Genomic DNA, 18,036 nt, shown 5'->3' on the forward strand with positions numbered 1-18,036 from the left:
TGTTTTTTGTGTCTTTTGTCGAAGGCGCGTATCTGATTATACATGGGCCACCTCCATGCCGTGCGCACCGCCCATCATCAGGCCGATCTCATCCACCGTCAGGCCCGTGGTCTCGCGCGGCGCGCTCAGGCGGCCTTCATTCAGGGCCGCGAAACTGTCCGAGATTTCCATCAGCTCATCCAAATCCTGGCTGATGCATATGACCGCAGTTCCTTTGGCCGCCAGGTCCAAAATGGCCTGCCGGATCGAGGCCGCCGCCGCCGCATCCACACCCCATGTCGGTTGGTTCACCACCAGAACATCAGGGTTCTGCAGGACCTCACGACCGATCACGAATTTCTGCAGGTTTCCGCCTGACAGCGACCGCGCGGCGTTTTCGGGCCCCGGCGTGCGCACATCGAACGCGCTGATGATTTTCTCGGCAAAGCTTTTGGTATCGGCCCATTTCAGAAAGCCGTTGCTTTCCAGCCCCTCCCTTACCGATCCAGTAAGCAGGGCGTTTTCCGTCAGGCTCATATCGGGTGCGGCGGCATGACCCAGCCGTTCCTCGGGCGCGGTCAGTACGCCCAGCTTGCGGCGCGCGGTTGGGCCGAGCTTACCAATCGGTTGGCCGTTGAACTTGATCGCATCAGCGGCGGTTTGGATTTCACCAGACAACACGCCCAGCAATTCATCCTGCCCATTCCCAGCGACGCCGCCGATCCCCAGAACCTCGCCTTTGCGGACGGTCATATGAACGTTCTTCAGCGCGGTTCCGAATTCCGAAGGGGAAGGCACAGACAGACCGCTGACATCCAACGCAACTTCACCGAAGGCGCGGCCCGACCGTTCCGGGGTTTGCAAGGTTGATCCCACCATCATCTCGGCCATGTCACGGGCCGACGTCCCGGCAGGCACGCATTCCCCCACATTCTTGCCCAAACGCAGGATTGTGGCATGGTCGCAGAGCGTGCGGATCTCTTCGAGCTTATGCGATATATAAAGGATCGAGGTGCCCTCAGACCGCAATTTGTTCAGCGTCTCAAACAGGATTTCAACCTCTTGCGGGGTCAAAACGCTGGTTGGTTCGTCCATGATCAACAGCTTGGGGTCTTGCAGCAAGCAGCGGATGATCTCGACCCGCTGACGCTCACCCGCGGACAGGTCGCCGACCGTGCGGTACGGGTCCAGCGGCAGGCCGTAAGTTTCAGACACCTCCCGGATACGCGATGCCAGATCGCCCATGGGCGGAGGGTTTTCCATCCCCAACGCAATATTTTCAGCCACGTTCAGCGCATCGAACAGCGAGAAGTGCTGGAACACCATCGCAATCCCATCCGCCCGCGCCGCGCGGGGTTCCGCTGGGGCGAAGGGTTGGCCACGCAGCATCATGGCGCCGCTGTCTGGCTTCACCAGCCCATAGATCATCTTGACCAGCGTGGATTTCCCCGCGCCGTTTTCGCCCAACAGCGCATGTACTTCGCCTTCGCCGATGTCGAACGAGACCTGATCATTGGCCACGACACCGGGATAGGCTTTGGTTAGCCCTTGCAGGCTTAAGAGTGGAGTGGTCACGCGCTCAGGTCCTTCTTCAACTCAGTCTGTCGGGCCAGACGCAGAAGCTGCGCGGCGACGCCAACGGCGATCATTTGCGGGTGTTTGCCCAGAGCGGGATCGCCGATTGGACAGGTGATCCGGCTGATCTGTTCAGGCCAATGCCCAAGTGCTGCCAGCCGCGACCGGAATCGCGCCCATTTCGTAGCTGAGCCGATCAGCCCTGCAAAGCGGAAATCATGCGAAAGCAGCCGGTTGCACAGCTCTAAATCCAGATTGTGTGAATAAGTCAGCACAAGATGCTCGGCATGGGGCGGTGCATGGCGAACCAGCTCGGCTGGTTTGGCCACTGGAACTGTGGTGACACCTGCTGGGACCGAGGCCGGGAAGCGCTCGGGTCCTGTGTCGACCCAGGTGATCGCGATGTCGGGCAGGGGGGACAGAACGTCCACCAGCGCACGGCCTACATGACCAGCACCCCAGATCCACAGGTCCCGCGTGGGTTTGTGAACGGGTTCCACCATCCAGCCATCGATCAGCTGCGGTTCGGGGGCAATCCCCTGACCGCGCGCAGTCGCCAACAACCGTTTCACTGACAGAGGCATTTCGTCTTCAGATGCGGATCGCGCTATGATCGTGTCGTCGAGTGCTTCAACCGTCTTTATATCAAAGACCTCGCAGAACAGTGAAACTGCACCGCCGCAGCATTGGCCCATTTCGGGGCCAAGCGCGTGATGGGTCAGACGGGCAGGGAGGGATTGGACCAGTGCTGCTTCGGCAGCCTGAAACTCCAAAGTGCCGCCGCCGATCGTTCCGCTCTGGCCACCCGGCCAGACCAACATCGCGGCGCCAACCTCGCGTGGGGACGAGCCCTTGATCGCCGCGATGACGACCCGAGTCACCTTACCGTGGGTTTTAACCGCCTCCCTCAAAGCCTCCAGGTCAAAGCCCATCAGATGCCTCCCTTCATCCGCTGGACGCCGCGCCAGACTTCCTCAGCCGTGGTGGGTGCATCCAACGCCGGATAGCTGTCGCCACAAGCTGCGACCGCATTCGACAGGGCCAACCATGCCGATATGCCCAGCATGAAGGGCGGCTCACCCACCGCTTTCGAGCGATAGATCGTATCCTCGCGGTTCTCGCCATCCCAAAGCGCGACGTTGAAGATATCAGGCCGGTCCGAACAGGCGGGGATTTTGTAGGTCGAGGGCGCGTGTGTGCGCAGGTTGCCCTTGCCATCCCAAACCAGTTCCTCGGTCGTCAGCCAGCCTGCACCTTGCACATAGCCGCCTTCGACCTGTCCGATATCGAGCGCCGGGTTCAGCGACGCGCCTGCATCATGCAGGATATCGGTGCGCAGAATGCGGTTTTCGCCGGTTAGGGTGTCGATGGCCACCTCGGTGACGGATGCGCCATAGGCGAAGTAAAAGAACGGACGGCCCCGGCCTGCGATCCGGTCCCATTCGATCTTGGGTGTTTTGTAGAAACCGGTTGCCGACAGGCTGATGCGACCCTGATAGGCCAAAGCGGCGGCCTCAGAGAAGGTATAGCGTTCCGCACCGACCGAGACGTGACCGTCCGAGAAAGTAACAGTCGACGGGTCCGCCTGATGACGCTCGGCCAGATAGTCGGCCATCCGGTCGCGGATCGTGTCGCAGGCCGCTTTGACCGCCATGCCGTTCAGATCACTGCCTGAAGACGCCGCCGTGGCCGAGGTATTGGGCACTTTGGCCGTGTCGGTTGCGGTGATTTTGACCATCTCCAGCGGAATGCCAAAGCGCGACGCCGCGACCTGTGCAACCTTCTGGAACAGGCCTTGCCCCATCTCGGTGCCGCCGTGGTTCAGGTGGACCGAGCCGTCCTGATACACATGCACCAACGCACCTGCTTGATTGAGGTGGGTCAGCGTGAAGGAAATCCCGAACTTGACGGGGGAAAAGGCGATGCCCTTTTTGACTACGCTATTCTCGGCATTCCACTTATCGACGGCGGCTTTACGCGCAGCGTAGTTGCTGGATTTCAGCAGAGCTTCGGTCATGCCGTGCAGTTCGAAATCGCTGACCTCCATGCCGTAGGGCGTGGTGTTGCCGCCTGCAGGCAGAGGGCGCACGGGCGCGTCGCCCATCTCAACTGCGCCCCGGCTGGTCAGGTCTTCATGCGGGTCGGGGTGCCCCAAGGGTTTCTTCGCCGGTGCAGCCTCAGCAACCTTGTGAGCGGGTTCGTAGTAGTTTCGACGGCGCAGTTCGACCGGGTCCAGGCCTAATTCATGCGCGGCGTGATCCATGACGCGTTCGATTCCGACCATGCCCTGAGGACCACCGAACCCGCGATAGGCGGTGGCGGATTGGGTGTTGGTTTTCAGCCTGTGGCTCTCGATCCGTGCATTGGGCAGCAGATAGGCGTTGTCCGAATGCAGCATCGCACGGTCTGCGACAGGCAGAGACAGGTCCTGCGCCCAACCGCAAATCGCGTGGTGCAGGAACGAGACGCCCTGAATGTGGCCGTTCTCATCAAATCCGGCTTTGTAGGAAATGCGGAACGCGTGGCGTTTGCCGGTGATGATCATGTCGTCATCACGATCATAGCGCATCTTGCAAGCCTTGCCGGTTGCGCGCGCGGCGATAGCACAAGCCACGGCCAAAGCGTTGCCCTGACTTTCCTTGCCGCCGAACCCTCCGCCCATCCGGCGGGTCTCGACCCGGACCGCGTGCATGGGAACGCCCAGCGCATCGGCTACTTTGTGCTGAATCTCGGTCGGGTGCTGGGTGGAACTGTGGACCAGCATATCCGCGCCTTCATTGGGCACGGCCAGGGCCGCCTGACCTTCGAGGTAGAAATGCTCCTGCCCGCCAAGCTCGAAGCTTCCTTCGATTATATGGGGCGCGCTAGCGATCGCGGCGTCAGCGTCGCCCTTGGAGTATATGCGGGGGCCATCTTCGAAGCGGCTGTCGGCGGCCAGAGCGTCTTCGATGGTCAGGATCGGGGTGTCTTCGGTATAGTCGATCTTGCCCAACCGCGCGGCCTTGCGGGCGACGAGATGGCTGGTGGCGACAACCAGAAACACGGGCTGACCGATGTAGTGAACCGTACCGTCCGACAGCAGCGGTTCATCATGGATTGAGGGAGAGACATCGTTGGCGAAGGGCAGATCCTCGGCCGTCATCACCTGCACCACGCCATCAGCAGCTTTCACCGCCGACAGGTCCATCGCGCTGATCGTACCTTTGGCAATTGGGCTGAGTCCGAACGCCAGATGTAGCGTGCCCTTGGGTGTTGGGATGTCATCCACATAGCGTGCAACACCGGCCACATGCAGAGGGGCCGCGTCGTGGGGGAGGGGTTTGGTCACGCTCATGCCGTCACCTTCAGCACGTCGGTCACTTCGCCCTGATCTTCCAGGAAATACCGTTCCAGCATCGCTTTGGCGGTCTCCAGACGATAGGTGGCCGAGGCGCGCATGTCCGTGAGTGGTGAATAATCGTCCGCAAAGCTGGGCAGCGCGGCGTCAATCACCGCGCGCGACCAGGGTTTGCCGATCAGTGCGGCCTCGACATGGGTTGCCCGTTTCGGAGTTCCTGCCATGCCACCAAAGGCAATACGTGCCTGCGTTACGGTGCCGTCCGTAACGGTGATATTGAAACAGCCGCACACGGCCGAGATATCTTGATCGAACCGTTTGCTAAGTTTGTATGCCTTGAGCCTGTCGGGCTGACGCGGGAAGCTTACGGCCTCGACGAACTCGCCAGCGGAGCGGTCTTGCTTGCCGTAGTCGATGAAGAAATCCTCTAGCGGGATCGAGCGCCGTTCGCTGCCCTTGCGTAAATGCAGGGTCGCGCCCAAGGCGATCAGGGCGGGCGGGTTGTCCCCGATGGGCGAGCCGTTGGCGATATTGCCGCCGACGGTCGCCGCGTGGCGCACCTGAACGCTGGCATAGCGCCGGATCATCTCGGCATACGAGGGGTGCAGGTCCGCCAGCGCTTCGCCCATGCGGTTCATGTCGACCATAGCTCCGAAACGGATTTCGCTCTCGGTGATGGAGATTCTCTTCAGGTCGTCACAACGATTGAGAAAGATCACTGGATCCAGATCACGCAACTGCTTGGTGACCCAAAGGCCAACATCGGTAGCGCCTGCAACCAGAGTGGCATCAGGGTTCTCGGCATAGACAGCCGCCAGTTCGTCGGACGATGCGGGCAGCATCGGCGACGCGGCTGGCGTAGCTACGGGTTTGTCTTTGACCCAGACCGGTACAGGCTGCTCCTCGGCTGCCTTCGCTGCGCGGATAATTGGCGCATAGCCGGTGCAGCGGCAGAGGTTTCCTGCCAGTTGCGTGTCGTGGTCCGTGGCGCCGGTGGCGTGACTTGTGACCATGGACATCACAAAGCCCGGCGTACAGAAACCGCATTGCGAGCCATGCAGGTCGACCATGGCCTTTTGCACCGGGTGCGTCTCGCCGTTTGGGCCGCTGGCCCCTTCGACGGTGCGGACCGCTTTGCCGTGCAACTGGGGCAGGAACAGAATGCAGGAATTGAGCGCCCTGTGGCCATCCGCATCCGTCAGCATGACGGTGCAGGCGCCGCAGTCGCCTTCGTTGCAGCCTTCCTTGGTGCCGGTCAGGCCGCGATCTTCGCGCAGCCAGTCCAGCAGGGTGGCTGTCGGATCGACATCCGCCAATTCCACTGTCTCTCCGTTCAGAAGAAACGTGATATTCATTCGAGAAACCCGTCGCCTTACCCGGTTGCGCCCTTTCGGCCCTCCTTCGATGCGACGTAGAAAGAGTGGCGGGCGAGTAGCTTGCCGTGTGATGTTAGAAACAGCGTGGCTTATCTGGCAAGAAAAACTGCCTATATAATGTACCATTGCAGCCGAACAGTGTGAAAACATCGGTGCTCAGCAGTGTTCAGACCGTTGATATTAAACCGTTTTCTGCGCTTAACTTGTCGCCATCCCCGAAGCACCTTCTGAAAAAGCCGAATAATCCGCGCTGATTTTTTAGGCATCCCAAAGCGTCGGTTCCCGCTTTTGTGCGACTGCTGGCTGCGATAGCGTAGTGGGTATGAGCAGTACCCCTCGATTCATTCATCTCCGCGTTCACACCGAATATTCTCTGCTGGAAGGGGCGGTGCGGCTGAAAAAGCTGCCCGCTTTGTGCGAGAAAATGGAGATGCCCGCGGTCGCCGTCACCGACACAAACAGCATGTTCTCGGCTTTGGAGTTCTCGGTCTCGGCCAGCGGGGCCGGGATACAGCCGATCATGGGCTGTCAGGTCGATCTGACCTATCTTCAGGCGCAGCCAGGCGAAAAGCCCAAGGCGCCTGCACCGCTGGTGCTGCTGGCGCAGTCCGAAGCGGGGTATGAGAACCTGATGAAGCTCAGTTCTTGTCTATACGTGGACAAGGGCGGGCAGTTGCCACAGGTGACGTTGGATGAGTTGGCAGAGCGGTCTGACGGCCTGATCTGCTTGACCGGTGGCCCTGAAGGGCCGGTGGGTATGCTGCTGCAACAGGGGCAGCGCCCTGCGGCCGAGGCGCTGGTGGACCGGTTGGCGGGGATGTTCCCGGACCGCTTGTATGTCGAATTGCAGCGCCATCCCGGCGAGGATGGCCAGCCCGAGGCCGAACGCCTGACCGAACGTGGCCATGTGGAAATGGCCTATGCCAACAACCTACCACTTGTTGCCACCAACGATGTCTACTTCCCGACCTCGGACATGTATGAGGCACATGACGCACTGATCTGTATCGCGGAAGGCGCCTATGTTGATCAGCAGGAAGGCCGCCGTCGCCTGACAGCGCAGCATTATTTCAAGTCGCAGCAAGAAATGACGACCCTGTTCGCCGATCTGCCTGAGGCCATCGAGAACACGGTCGAGATCGCAAAGCGCTGCGCCTTCATGGCCTATCGCCGCGATCCGATCCTGCCGAGATTTGCCGATGACGAGGTCGCCGAGCTGCGTCGTATCGCCAACGAAGGCTTGCAGAAACGTCTGGCTGTGATCCCCCATGCGGTGACGCCTGAGGAATATCAGAAACGGCTGGATTTCGAGCTGGACATCATCGAAGGCATGGGTTTTCCGGGCTACTTTTTGATCGTTGCTGATTTCATCCAGTGGGCGAAGGACCAGGACATTCCGGTGGGGCCGGGGCGGGGCTCGGGTGCGGGGTCGCTGGTGGCCTACGCGCTGACGATCACCGACCTTGACCCGCTGCGCTATTCACTGCTGTTCGAGCGGTTCTTGAACCCCGAGCGGGTCTCGATGCCGGACTTTGATATCGATTTCTGCATGGACCGGCGCGAAGAGGTGATCCGCTATGTGCAGCAGAAATACGGCCGCGACAAGGTGGGGCAGATCATCACTTTTGGTGCGCTGCTGTCCAAGGCCGCTGTGCGCGATATCGGGCGGGTGCTGCAGATGCCCTACGGGCAGGTGGACCGCCTGTCCAAGATGATCCCGGTTGAAGGGGTCAAACCCGTCTCGATCGAAAAGGCGCTGAAAGACGAACCCCGCCTGCGCGAAGAGGCGCGCAGCGAGGAGGTCGTGGACCGCCTGCTGAATTACGGCCAGCAGGTCGAAGGGCTTTTGCGCAACGCCTCGACCCACGCTGCGGGGGTCGTGATCGGAGATCGGTCTTTGGACGCGCTGGTGCCGCTTTATCAGGATCCGCGCTCGGATATGCCGGCCACCCAATTCAACATGAAATGGGTGGAACAGGCCGGGCTGGTGAAGTTTGACTTTCTGGGTTTGAAAACGCTGACCGTGATCCAGAACGCGATGGATTTGATCTTCAAATCCGGGCGGGATTTGCACATCGCGCCGGATGGCACGGAATTGTACGAGCCGGCGGAAGGAGCCGTGAATCAGATCAACGCGATCCCGCTGGATGATGAGGCGACGTACAAGCTCTACTCCGCAGCCAAGACGGTGGCGGTGTTCCAGGTGGAATCCTCGGGCATGATGGACGCGCTGAAGCGGATGAAACCGGACTGTATCGAGGACATCATCGCCCTTGTCGCGCTGTATCGCCCTGGCCCGATGGAGAACATCCCCAAGTTCTGTGAGGTCAAGAACAAACTCAGTGAACGGGACACGCTGCACCCGTCGATTGATCATATCCTGGACGAAACCCAAGGCATCATCGTCTACCAGGAACAGGTGATGCAGATCGCGCAGGAAATGGCGGGCTACAGCCTTGGCGGCGCGGACTTGTTGCGGCGCGCGATGGGTAAGAAAATCCAAGAAGCGATGGATGCCGAGCGGCCCAAATTCCTTAAAGGTGCAGCCGAGAATGACGTGGATGAGGCCAAGGCGACCGAGGTATGGAATCTGCTGGACAAGTTTGCCAACTATGGCTTCAACAAATCCCACGCCGCCGCCTATGCGGTGGTCAGCTATCAGACTGGCTGGCTGAAGGCGAACCATCCGGTTGAGTTCATGGCCGGTGTCATGAACTGCGATATCCATCTGACCGATAAACTGGCCGTCTATTTCGAAGAGGTCCGCAAGGGGTTGGAACTGCCTTATGTGCCGCCCTGCGTGAACCGGTCTCAGGCGACCTTCGATGTTGTGGATGGGCATCTGGTTTATGCGCTGGGCGCGCTAAAAAACGTGGGCGTGGAGGCGATGAACCTGGTGGTCGAAGGACGGGGCGAGAAACCGTTCGTGAACCTGTTTGATTTTGCCCGCCGGGTCGATTTGAAACGGGTTGGCAAACGCCCGCTTGAAATGCTGGCGCGCGCCGGGGCCTTCGATGAGCTTGATAAAAACCGCCGCCGCGTGTTCGAAAGCCTGGATCCGTTGGTGCAGTATTCTGCGGCGATCCACGAACAGAAGAACTCGAACCAGGTTTCGCTGTTTGGTGAGGCGGGAGATGATCTGCCCGAACCGCGCTTGTCACCCACGCCCGATTGGTTGCCTGCGGAACGCTTGAGTGAAGAATTCAAGGCGATTGGCTTCTACCTCTCGGGCCATCCGCTGGATGACTACATGCCAGCATTGAAACGCAAGCAGGTACTAACCTTGGATGAGGTGATGGAAAAAGCGCGCTCGGGGCCGTTGATCGCCAAAATGGCGGGTGTTGTTGCCGGGCGGCAGGAACGGAAATCTGCGCGCGGCAATCGCTTTGCTTTTGCTCAATTGTCTGACCCGACCGGGGCCTATGAGATCACGCTTTTCTCCGACACGCTGGAAAAATGCCGCGAGTTTCTGGAAACCGGGGCGCAAGTGGTGCTGACAGCCGAAGCGACGATGGAGGCCGATCAGTTGAAGCTGCTGGGCAGGTCTGTTGGGCCAGTCGACTCTGTCGTGGCCGATGCTGGTGCAACCGGGTTGCGTATCTTCGTGGATCAGCCTCAGGTGTTGCCCACTGTTGCCAAAGTGCTTGAGGATGCAGCAAGCGCAGCCAAAGGGGCCACGAAGGGGCCAATTCAACTGTGCCTTCTGGATCCCGGCCTGCCGGGCGAAGTTGAAATGGACCTGGGGCAGGTTTTCCCGATCAATCCACAGATCAAAGGCGCGATCAAATCCCTGGAAGGCGTGATGTCAGTCGAGGAATTCTGACCTCGGCTTTTGTTGCCAGAGAAGACCCGCCCCGCTAGGCTGAATTGCAGATTGATTTTGAAGTTATACAGGAGGGCATCCTCATGGCGGTTTCAGGCCTGATGATTCGATCACTTGCACTGGCAGTTGTGGCGTCGCTGGCGCTGGCTTCGACGGCAGTGGCGGATGATAAGAAGAAGAAAAAGAACACCATCGAAGGCGCCTTGATCGGCGCGGGCGTTGGCGCGTTGCTGGGTGATGGCAAGGGCGCGGCGATTGGTGGCGTGGCCGGGGCCTTCATCGGGCATAACTGGAAATGAGAGCTATGCGTTTGAACCTATCAAAGTACGTGTTGGCCAGCTTTTGCTTGTCTTTGCCGTCTATGACCCTTGCCGACGAAGCCGCGGAACAGATGGTGCAGGATGCGCTGCCTCTGATGTATCACACCTGCGCCACTGTGGTGGAAGAGGCGGATGGCGATGAGACGATTATCTATGGGATCGTCGAAAAGATGACAGCTCTGTCGATCTATAACCGTCAGATCGATATCAATGATCACGCCGGTTCGGATGAGGACAAAGCCCAGCTGCGAGAGACGTTCATTGCTGCTTTGAGAGAAGGATGTGCCGAGGATAAGGATGCTTTGCTCGGCGGTGTGGTCGACAATGCGGTAAAAACGACGTTGGGGTTGTAAACTTGGGGCCGGCCGTTCAGTCGGTCGCTCGTAAGGCAGGCAAGCCGACGCCTGTACTGTCGAAGCCACCATCTGATGCAATCACTTGACCTGTCACATAGCTGGCTCTGTCTGAGCATAGGAAAAAGATCACGTGCGCGATCTCGTCTTCCGAGCCGTAGCGGTTCAGTGGTATGGCGTCATGATAGGCAGCGATGATTTCGGGCGTGTGAACGGCCATGGCAAGCTTGGTGCGGACCGGACCGGGACAGACGCAGTTGGCGCGAATGCCATATTCGCCCAATTCAGCGGCTTGCTGTTTGGTCAGATGGATGACACCGGCCTTTGACGTTCCGTAAGCAACGCGCAGAGTGCTTGCGCGCAGGCCCGAGATTGACGCGATGTTGACAATTGCGCCGCGACTTTCTTTCAGTGCGGGTATCGCGGCCTGAGACACCAAAAAGACCCCGTCCAGATTTGTTTCCATAACCCGGCGCCACATCTCAAAGCCGTGTTGTTCGATCGGTCCGAAATCCGCAACCCCGGCATTATTCACCACGGCGTCTATTCGACCGAATTCCGCCATGACGGTTTGTATCATATCGTCGACCTGATCGGGGTCCGAAATATCGGCAACAATGGGCATTGCGCCCTCAAGATCGCGTGCTGCCAGAGCCAATGTTTCTGCGTCCCGGTCGATCATCGCAACATTCCACCCGTCCGCCAGAAACAGTTTGGTGGTTGCCAGACCGATGCCACGTGCGGCACCCGTTACCAACGCGAGTTTCTGTGCCATGGGGTCTCTCCTGTCAGTGAAGCGCGGCGGGTTCATTGGGATGTGGGCAAGCGCACTGTTTGACGCTCAATCAAGGGTCAATAATGCGGGGGCCGCTCATCTCCGAACACGACCCCACCCGAGCCTTCCTGTGCTCGTTCCGCCTCGCGCTGTAACAGCATCTCAACCCGTCTTGTCAGGCGGTCGATCTCGCTTTGCTGCCGGGTGACAACCGTATTCAACTCCTCAACCGTGCGCGACAGATGGGCGATCTGTTCTTCCAGATGCTGCATTGTGGTCTCCTTCTTGGTTGGTCATAGCCCTCCGCAAGACCCAATGCCAGCGAAACCCCGCCTTGCCCCGATGCGGGCCATGAGATAGACCGCGCGCGGAACACTATGCCCCAAGGACGCCCCACATGGCCAAGCCCAAGAAACAGCCCCGCCCCAAGGCCGTAACGCCAAAAGGGTTCCGTGACTATTTCGGCGAGGAAGTCACGCAGCGCACCGAGATGCTGCGGACGATTGCGGGCGTGTACCATCGTTACGGGTTCGACGCCTTGGAAAGCAGCGCGGTTGAGACGGTTGAGGCGCTGGGCAAGTTCCTGCCCGACGTGGACCGTCCGAACGAAGGCGTCTTCGCGTGGCAGGAGTTTGACGAGGGCGGCAACGGAGATTGGATGGCGTTGCGCTACGACCTGACCGCGCCTTTGGCCCGCGTCTATGCGCAGCACCGTAACGACCTGCCGACGCCTTATCGCCGCTATGCGATGGGTCCGGTTTGGCGCAATGAAAAGCCGGGACCGGGGCGCTATCGTCAGTTTTATCAGTGCGACGCGGATACGGTTGGCACGGCCTCGATGGCGGCAGATGCCGAGATCTGTGCGATGCTGTCGGATACGTTAGAAGAGGTCGGCATCCCGCGCGGAGACTATCTGGTGCGCGTGAACAATCGCAAAGTTCTGAACGGTGTGCTGGAGGCGATGGGATTGGGCGAAGATGCTGCCGCCCGCGACAATGTCCTGCGCACCATCGACAAGTTCGACAAGGTGGGGGAGGCCGGCGTCCGCGAGCTGCTGACCAAAGGGCGACTGGATGCCTCTGGTGCGTTTATTGATGGTGTAGGTCTCAGCGAAGATCAGGCTGAGCCGGTCATTGCCTTCCTGACGTCCAAAGCTGAAGATACATCCGGTACGCTGGCCAACTTGCGCGCCGCTGTAGGCGACAGCAAGATCGGTGCAGACGGTATTGCCGAACTGGAACAGATTGGTGCGCTGCTGGATGCAGGTGGCTACGGACGTGATCGCATCGTGATCGATCCTTCGGTCGTACGCGGTCTCGGCTATTACACAGGTCCGGTCTACGAAGCTGAACTGACCTTCGAGATTTTTGACGAGAAAGGCCGCAAGCGCCAATTCGGGTCTGTTGCTGGCGGAGGGCGCTATGACGATCTGGTCAAGCGATTCACCGGGCAGGAAGTGCCTGCGACCGGCATCTCCATCGGCGTTGATCGCCTGCTGGCCGCCCTGCGCGAAAAAGGTCGCCTGAGCGCACAAGCCACTGGTCCGGTGGTCGTCACAGTCATGGACCGTGATCGCATGGCTGATTATCAGGCGATGGTGGCCGAACTGCGCAATGCGGGTATCCGGGCTGAAGTTTATCTGGGCAACCCAAAGAATTTCGGCAACCAGTTGAAATATGCGGACAAGCGGAATTCTCCGATAGCAGTGATCGAAGGTGGCGATGAAAAAGCCAACGGGATCGTTCAGATCAAGGACCTGATCCTGGGCGCCAAGATTGCCGAAAGCGCTACGCTTGAGGAATGGAAGGAACGGCCCAGCCAGTTCGAAGTGCCGCGTGGGGGTCTGGTCGCCAAAGTGCGTGAAATTCTGGACAGTCAGGACTGAACCATGCCCAACCGTTCCCAGATACAGGCCCGCGCCGCGATGATGCGTGTCCGTTTTGAGGCTGCGGGCGCTCAGGTGGTGGATACGCCTCTGTTGCAACCGGCAGACACGCTGCTGGACCTTTACGGTGAGGATATTCGCGGACGCGCTTACATCACTTCGGATGCGCTGCGGGGCGAACAGATGTTGCGCCCGGACTTTACCTTGCCGGTGGTGCAAATGCACATGCGCGACGGCGCTGAACCTGCGCGGTATACCTATTCGGGTGAAGTGTTTCGCAGGCAGGAACACGATCCGGATCGATCCAATGAATATATTCAGGTCGGCTATGAGGTGTTTGACCGCAACGATCCGGCCGGGGCGGATGCCGAGGTGTTCTCGCTTATCGCTTTGCAATTGCGCGGGTTGCCTTTGCGGGCTGCCACCGGGGATATCGGGATACTGATTGCCGCTGTCGAAGGGCTGCGCACAACTGATCGGCGAAAGGCTGCGTTGATGCGCCATCTGTGGCGGCCGCGTCGGTTCCGCACTCTGCTGGATCGATACGCGCGTCGCAAGTCTGGGTCTGAGGGGCGCGATGCTCTGCTGGATTCGGCTGACCCGCTTTCGTTTGATTTTCCGATGATCGGAAAGCGCCGAGCGCCTGAGATTGCCGAACGGATCGAAGCGCTGCGCGAGGATCGCGATACCCCGCCCATTTCTGACAATGAGTTGGTCGGGCTGGAGACCTTGTTGAATGTACGCGAGACGATGCCCTTCGCGCTGGAACAGCTGCGGGATGTGGCGGTCGATCTGCCGCAGATCACCCCGGCGCTGGACCGACTTGAGGTGCGGATTGCAGCCCTGCAGGCGCGCGGCGTGGATGTCGAACGGCTGGATTTCGAGGCGTCCTATGGCCGGACTTCGATGGAGTACTACGATGGGTTTGTCTTTGGTTTCTACGCCGAAGGCCGCCCTGATTTGCCACCGATTGCCACGGGCGGGCGCTATGATGCGCTGACACGGCAATTGGGTGGCGGGTCTGAAATCCCCGCAATTGGTGGCGTGATCCGACCCGACCTGATGCTGGACATCGAGGAGGCCGCGCAATGAGTGTGAAGCTGGGCGTGCCCTCGAAGGGCCGGTTGATGGACAAGACATTCTCGTGGTTCGAAAAGCGCGGCATTACCCTGTCGCGCAGTGGATCGGATCGGGAATATGCCGGTACGGTAAGCGGCATCGAAGGGGTTTCGCTGATCCTGCTCTCTGCCGGTGAAATCCCGCGCGAACTGGCTTCGGGCCGTATTCATCTGGGCGTGACCGGCAACGATCTGGTGCAAGAAAAGCTGCCGCGTTGGGAACAGCAGGTTGTCGAGGTTTCAGCGCTGGGCTTTGGTCGGGCCGACCTGATCATTGCGACGCCTGCCTGCTGGGTCGATGTGGATACGCTAGACGATCTGGACGCGGCAGCCGCCGCATTCCGCAAGGTGCATGGCCACCGGCTGCGGATTGCCACCAAGTTCCACCGGTTGGTGCGCGAGTTTCTGACCGATGCGGGCGTCGCGGATTACACTCTGGTCGATAGTCAGGGCGCGACCGAAGGCACGGTGATGAACGAAACCGCTGAAGCAATCGCCGATATAACCTCCACCGGAGAAACACTGCGGGCCAACCACCTCAAAGTTCTGTCGGATGGTCTGATCTTGCAATCGCAGGCGACGTTGTGGCGCAGCCGGGTGGCCAAGCTTGATGCGGCCGACAAAGCGGTTCTGAGCGAATTGCTGGAGCGGCTGCAGTAACTACAGAACGCCGATTTCAGCCAGCGCGCGGTTCAGATCGTCGGGCAGGGCGTCCTCCTGCGCGCGGTTTTTGGGTAGGTCGGCGGGTGTGTCTTCCGGTTTGAGATAACGCCACCCCTGAAACGGACGTTTCAGGGCGTTTTGGGTGCGATGTAGCTCGGGGTCCAGCACAATGGCGCAGCGCCGGATACCATCCTCGCCGCGCACTTCATCCAGCCGAAGGATACGTTGGCGGCACTGAACGACACCCTTGATGACCCAGTAGATTGATCCGCCATTCAAAATCTCGGCTTCGCGCTTGGGCCACATTCGGGTGACATGGCGCGGGCAGCCATCCTCGTACAGCGGTTTTCGGCTGTCCTGCCACGCGATCAACGTGTCGACACTCTCCGACCCGACCGAAAGTTTGATGAGGTTAACGTATTTATCCACAGCTTGCCCACAGAGTCGTCCATCGACTATCAAGCCATTGTAGCTCATGTACGATTGTCATCAAGGTGTTGTGGATGGTACTCTGAATACCTCTTTCAGATAGGGAATCACCAATGAGCCGCTTTGCCGCCCCCATCGCCGAGCAAATCTGGGATATGAAATACCGCTTTAAACAAGCGGATGGCACGCCCATCGATCAGACGGTCGAAGACAGCTGGCGGCGCATCGCCCGCGATTTGGCCTGGGTGGAAAAAAACCCGGCGCAGTGGGAAGGCAAGTTCTATGAAGCACTGGAGGATTTCAAATATCTGCCCGCCGGTCGCATCACCGCAGGCGCAGGCACTGCACGTCAGGTAACCCTGTTCAACTGCTTCGTCATGGGCACGATCCCGGACAGCATGGGCGGTATCTTCGACATGCTTCGGGAGGCGGCCTTGACCATGCAGCAGGGTGGCGGGATCGGCTATGATTTCTCGACCATTCGTCCGCGCGGTGCGGATGTGCATGGGGTGGCTGCGGATGCCTCTGGCCCGCTGTCATTCATGGATGTCTGGGATGCTATGTGCCGGACCATCATGTCTGCAGGCTCGCGCCGTGGGGCGATGATGGCCACCATGCGGTGCGATCATCCGGATATTGAGCAGTTCATCACCGCCAAATCTGACCCCGCGCGCTTGCGCATGTTCAACATGTCCGTGCTGGTGACTGATCCCTTCATGGAAGCCGTCAAGACCGATGGCCCGTGGGAGCTGGTATTCGATGGCAAGGTCTATCATACCGTGCAGGCGCGTGATCTGTGGAACAAGATCATGCAAGCCACATACGACTATGCCGAGCCCGGTGTGATCTTCATCGACCGGATCAATCAGGCCAATAACCTCAGCTATGTCGAAACCATAGCGGCAACCAACCCCTGTGGTGAACAGCCACTGCCACCCTATGGTGCGTGCCTGTTGGGTTCGATCAATTTGGCCCGATTGGTGGCGGAGCCGTTTGAGGGGGCGGCGCATCTGGATGAAGCGGCCCTGCAAGAGTTGGTCGCCACCGCTGTCCGCATGATGGACAACGTGGTGGACGCATCGAAGTTTCCATTGGTCGAGCAAGAGGCTGAAGCGCAGGATAAACGCCGCATCGGATTGGGCGTCACCGGGCTGGCCGATGCACTGTTGATGCTGGGCCTGCGCTATGGCTCGGACGAGGCGGCGCGTCAGACCGAACGCTGGTTGCACGCGATCGCCCGCGCCGCGTATCTGGCGTCAGTGGATTTGGCAAAGGAAAAAGGGGCCTTCCCCCTGTTCGATGCCGAGAAGTATCTGTCCAGTGGCACGATGCTGCAGATGGACGCAGATGTGCGGGATGCGATCCGCGAACACGGTATCCGAAACGCGCTGCTGACCTCGATCGCGCCGACGGGGACGATTTCTCTTTACGCTGGCAACGTGTCGTCAGGGATCGAACCGGTCTTTGCCTATGCCTACACCCGCAAGGTGCTGCAGAAAGATGGCTCACGCACCGAGGAAGAAGTGGTGGACTATGCCGTCCAGATGTGGCGCGACAAGTTTGGTGATACCAAACTGCCGGATTACTTCGTCAACGCGCAGACTCTGTCGCCGTCTGATCATGTGAAAATGCAGGCGGCGGCGCAGAAATGGATCGACAGTTCAATTTCCAAGACGATCAACTGCCCGGAAGATATCAGCTTTGACGCCTTTAAGGACGTCTACATGCAGGCCTGGGATCAGGGTTGCAAAGGCTGCACCACCTATCGACCCAACGATGTGACTGGCTCGGTTCTTACCGTTTCCGAGAGCGAAGACACTGCACCGGGTGAAAGCGCCAGCGCGCCGCATGAGGTGGATGGCGGCGATGTGATTTACATGTCCGAGCCACTGGACCGCCCGCAATCTCTGGAAGGGTCGACCTACAAGCTGAAATGGCCGGACAGCGAACACGCGATCTATCTGACGATCAACGACATCGTAATCGCAGGCCGCCGCCGGCCGTTTGAGGTGTTCATCAACTCGAAGAATATGGAGCACTACGCCTGGACCCTTGCCCTGACTCGAATGATCTCGGCCGTGTTCCGCCGAGGCGGGGATGTGTCATTCGTTGTGGAGGAGCTAAAGGCCGTCTTCGATCCGCGTGGCGGGGCCTGGGTGAAAGGCAAGTATATCCCTTCGATATTGGCCGCTATTGGCGGTGTCATCGAACAGCATATGGTCAATATCGGCTTTCTGGAAGGCGAGGGGATGGGGCTGAAATCCGACCCTCAGGCGCAGGTTGTCAACATGGATGCCCCACGCGGTAAGGCCTGCCCTTCTTGCGGGCAGTTTGACATGGTGATGATTGAGGGGTGCATGACCTGCAGAAGTTGCGGGCACTCCAAATGCGGATAGGCTGTGC

The 18,036-nt window shown here is 59.4% G+C and carries 14 protein-coding genes; 7 read left to right on the plus strand and 7 right to left on the minus strand.

Annotated features, from left to right (window positions below):
- Positions 1–36: 36 nt before the first annotated feature.
- Genes ACR0KG_RS17445 through xdhA form a run of 4 tightly spaced genes read right to left on the minus strand, consistent with a single transcriptional unit; the run spans position 37 to position 6,246 of the window.
- Positions 37–1,554 (minus strand): ABC transporter ATP-binding protein, encoded by a 1,518-nt coding sequence (locus tag ACR0KG_RS17445; protein ID WP_480827976.1) that lies wholly within the window; start codon positions 1,552–1,554, stop codon positions 37–39.
- The gene (gene xdhC / locus ACR0KG_RS17450; RefSeq protein ID WP_480827977.1) at positions 1,551–2,486 is read right to left on the minus strand and encodes a xanthine dehydrogenase accessory protein XdhC; all 936 of its coding nucleotides are present in this window, start codon (positions 2,484–2,486) and stop codon (positions 1,551–1,553) included. The genes ACR0KG_RS17445 and xdhC overlap by 4 nt, the downstream gene beginning before the upstream one ends.
- Entirely contained in the window at positions 2,486–4,888 is a 2,403-nt protein-coding gene (gene xdhB, locus ACR0KG_RS17455) for a xanthine dehydrogenase molybdopterin binding subunit (protein ID WP_480827978.1), read from the minus strand. The genes xdhC and xdhB overlap by 1 nt, the downstream gene beginning before the upstream one ends.
- Positions 4,885–6,246, minus strand: a complete 1,362-nt coding sequence (gene xdhA / locus ACR0KG_RS17460; protein WP_480548734.1) for a xanthine dehydrogenase small subunit — start codon at positions 6,244–6,246, stop codon at positions 4,885–4,887. Before xdhA ends, xdhB begins: the two co-directional genes overlap by 4 nt.
- Positions 6,247–6,589: 343 nt before the next feature.
- On the opposite strand from xdhA, the gene dnaE reads away from it, so the two are divergent.
- The 3 genes from dnaE (at position 6,590) to ACR0KG_RS17475 (ending at position 10,763) form a co-directional block, all read left to right on the plus strand.
- Positions 6,590–10,090: a DNA polymerase III subunit alpha gene (gene dnaE, locus ACR0KG_RS17465; protein WP_480548736.1), complete on the plus strand. Its 3,501-nt coding sequence runs from the start codon at positions 6,590–6,592 to the stop codon at positions 10,088–10,090.
- An 83-nt stretch (positions 10,091–10,173) separates the two neighbouring features.
- On the plus strand, positions 10,174–10,389 hold the full coding sequence (locus ACR0KG_RS17470; protein WP_480548738.1) for a YMGG-like glycine zipper-containing protein: 216 nt from the start codon (positions 10,174–10,176) through the stop codon (positions 10,387–10,389).
- Between the two features lie 5 nt (positions 10,390–10,394).
- Entirely contained in the window at positions 10,395–10,763 is a 369-nt protein-coding gene (locus tag ACR0KG_RS17475) for a hypothetical protein (RefSeq protein ID WP_480544250.1), read from the plus strand.
- A gap of 16 nt (positions 10,764–10,779) precedes the next feature.
- On the opposite strand, the gene ACR0KG_RS17480 is transcribed toward ACR0KG_RS17475, so the two are convergent.
- Positions 10,780–11,538, minus strand: a complete 759-nt coding sequence (locus tag ACR0KG_RS17480) for an SDR family NAD(P)-dependent oxidoreductase (RefSeq protein ID WP_480827979.1) — start codon at positions 11,536–11,538, stop codon at positions 10,780–10,782.
- Positions 11,539–11,615: 77 nt separating this feature from the next.
- Entirely contained in the window at positions 11,616–11,810 is a 195-nt protein-coding gene (locus tag ACR0KG_RS17485) for a SlyX family protein (protein ID WP_170536130.1), read from the minus strand.
- A gap of 125 nt (positions 11,811–11,935) precedes the next feature.
- Between ACR0KG_RS17485 and hisS the strand changes: the two genes are divergently transcribed.
- The 3 genes from hisS to hisG are packed head-to-tail and all read left to right on the plus strand — an operon-like array spanning position 11,936 to position 15,201.
- Positions 11,936–13,423: a histidine--tRNA ligase gene (hisS, locus tag ACR0KG_RS17490; RefSeq protein WP_480827980.1), complete on the plus strand. Its 1,488-nt coding sequence runs from the start codon at positions 11,936–11,938 to the stop codon at positions 13,421–13,423.
- A gap of 3 nt (positions 13,424–13,426) precedes the next feature.
- Complete coding sequence (locus ACR0KG_RS17495) at positions 13,427–14,515, plus strand: ATP phosphoribosyltransferase regulatory subunit (protein WP_480827981.1); 1,089 nt, start codon at positions 13,427–13,429, stop codon at positions 14,513–14,515.
- The gene (gene hisG, locus ACR0KG_RS17500) at positions 14,512–15,201 is read left to right on the plus strand and encodes an ATP phosphoribosyltransferase (RefSeq protein ID WP_480548748.1); all 690 of its coding nucleotides are present in this window, start codon (positions 14,512–14,514) and stop codon (positions 15,199–15,201) included. The genes ACR0KG_RS17495 and hisG overlap by 4 nt, the downstream gene beginning before the upstream one ends.
- On the opposite strand, the gene ACR0KG_RS17505 is transcribed toward hisG, so the two are convergent.
- A complete protein-coding gene (locus ACR0KG_RS17505) occupies positions 15,202–15,633 on the minus strand; it encodes a DUF1489 family protein (RefSeq protein ID WP_480544245.1) in 432 nt (143 codons plus the stop codon).
- A gap of 113 nt (positions 15,634–15,746) precedes the next feature.
- Here ACR0KG_RS17505 and ACR0KG_RS17510 point away from each other — a divergent pair, with 113 nt between their 5' ends.
- Positions 15,747–18,029 (plus strand): adenosylcobalamin-dependent ribonucleoside-diphosphate reductase, encoded by a 2,283-nt coding sequence (locus tag ACR0KG_RS17510; protein ID WP_480827982.1) that lies wholly within the window; start codon positions 15,747–15,749, stop codon positions 18,027–18,029.
- Positions 18,030–18,036: the final 7 nt, after the last annotated feature.

Source organism: Ruegeria sp. H4 (assembly GCF_056533065.1).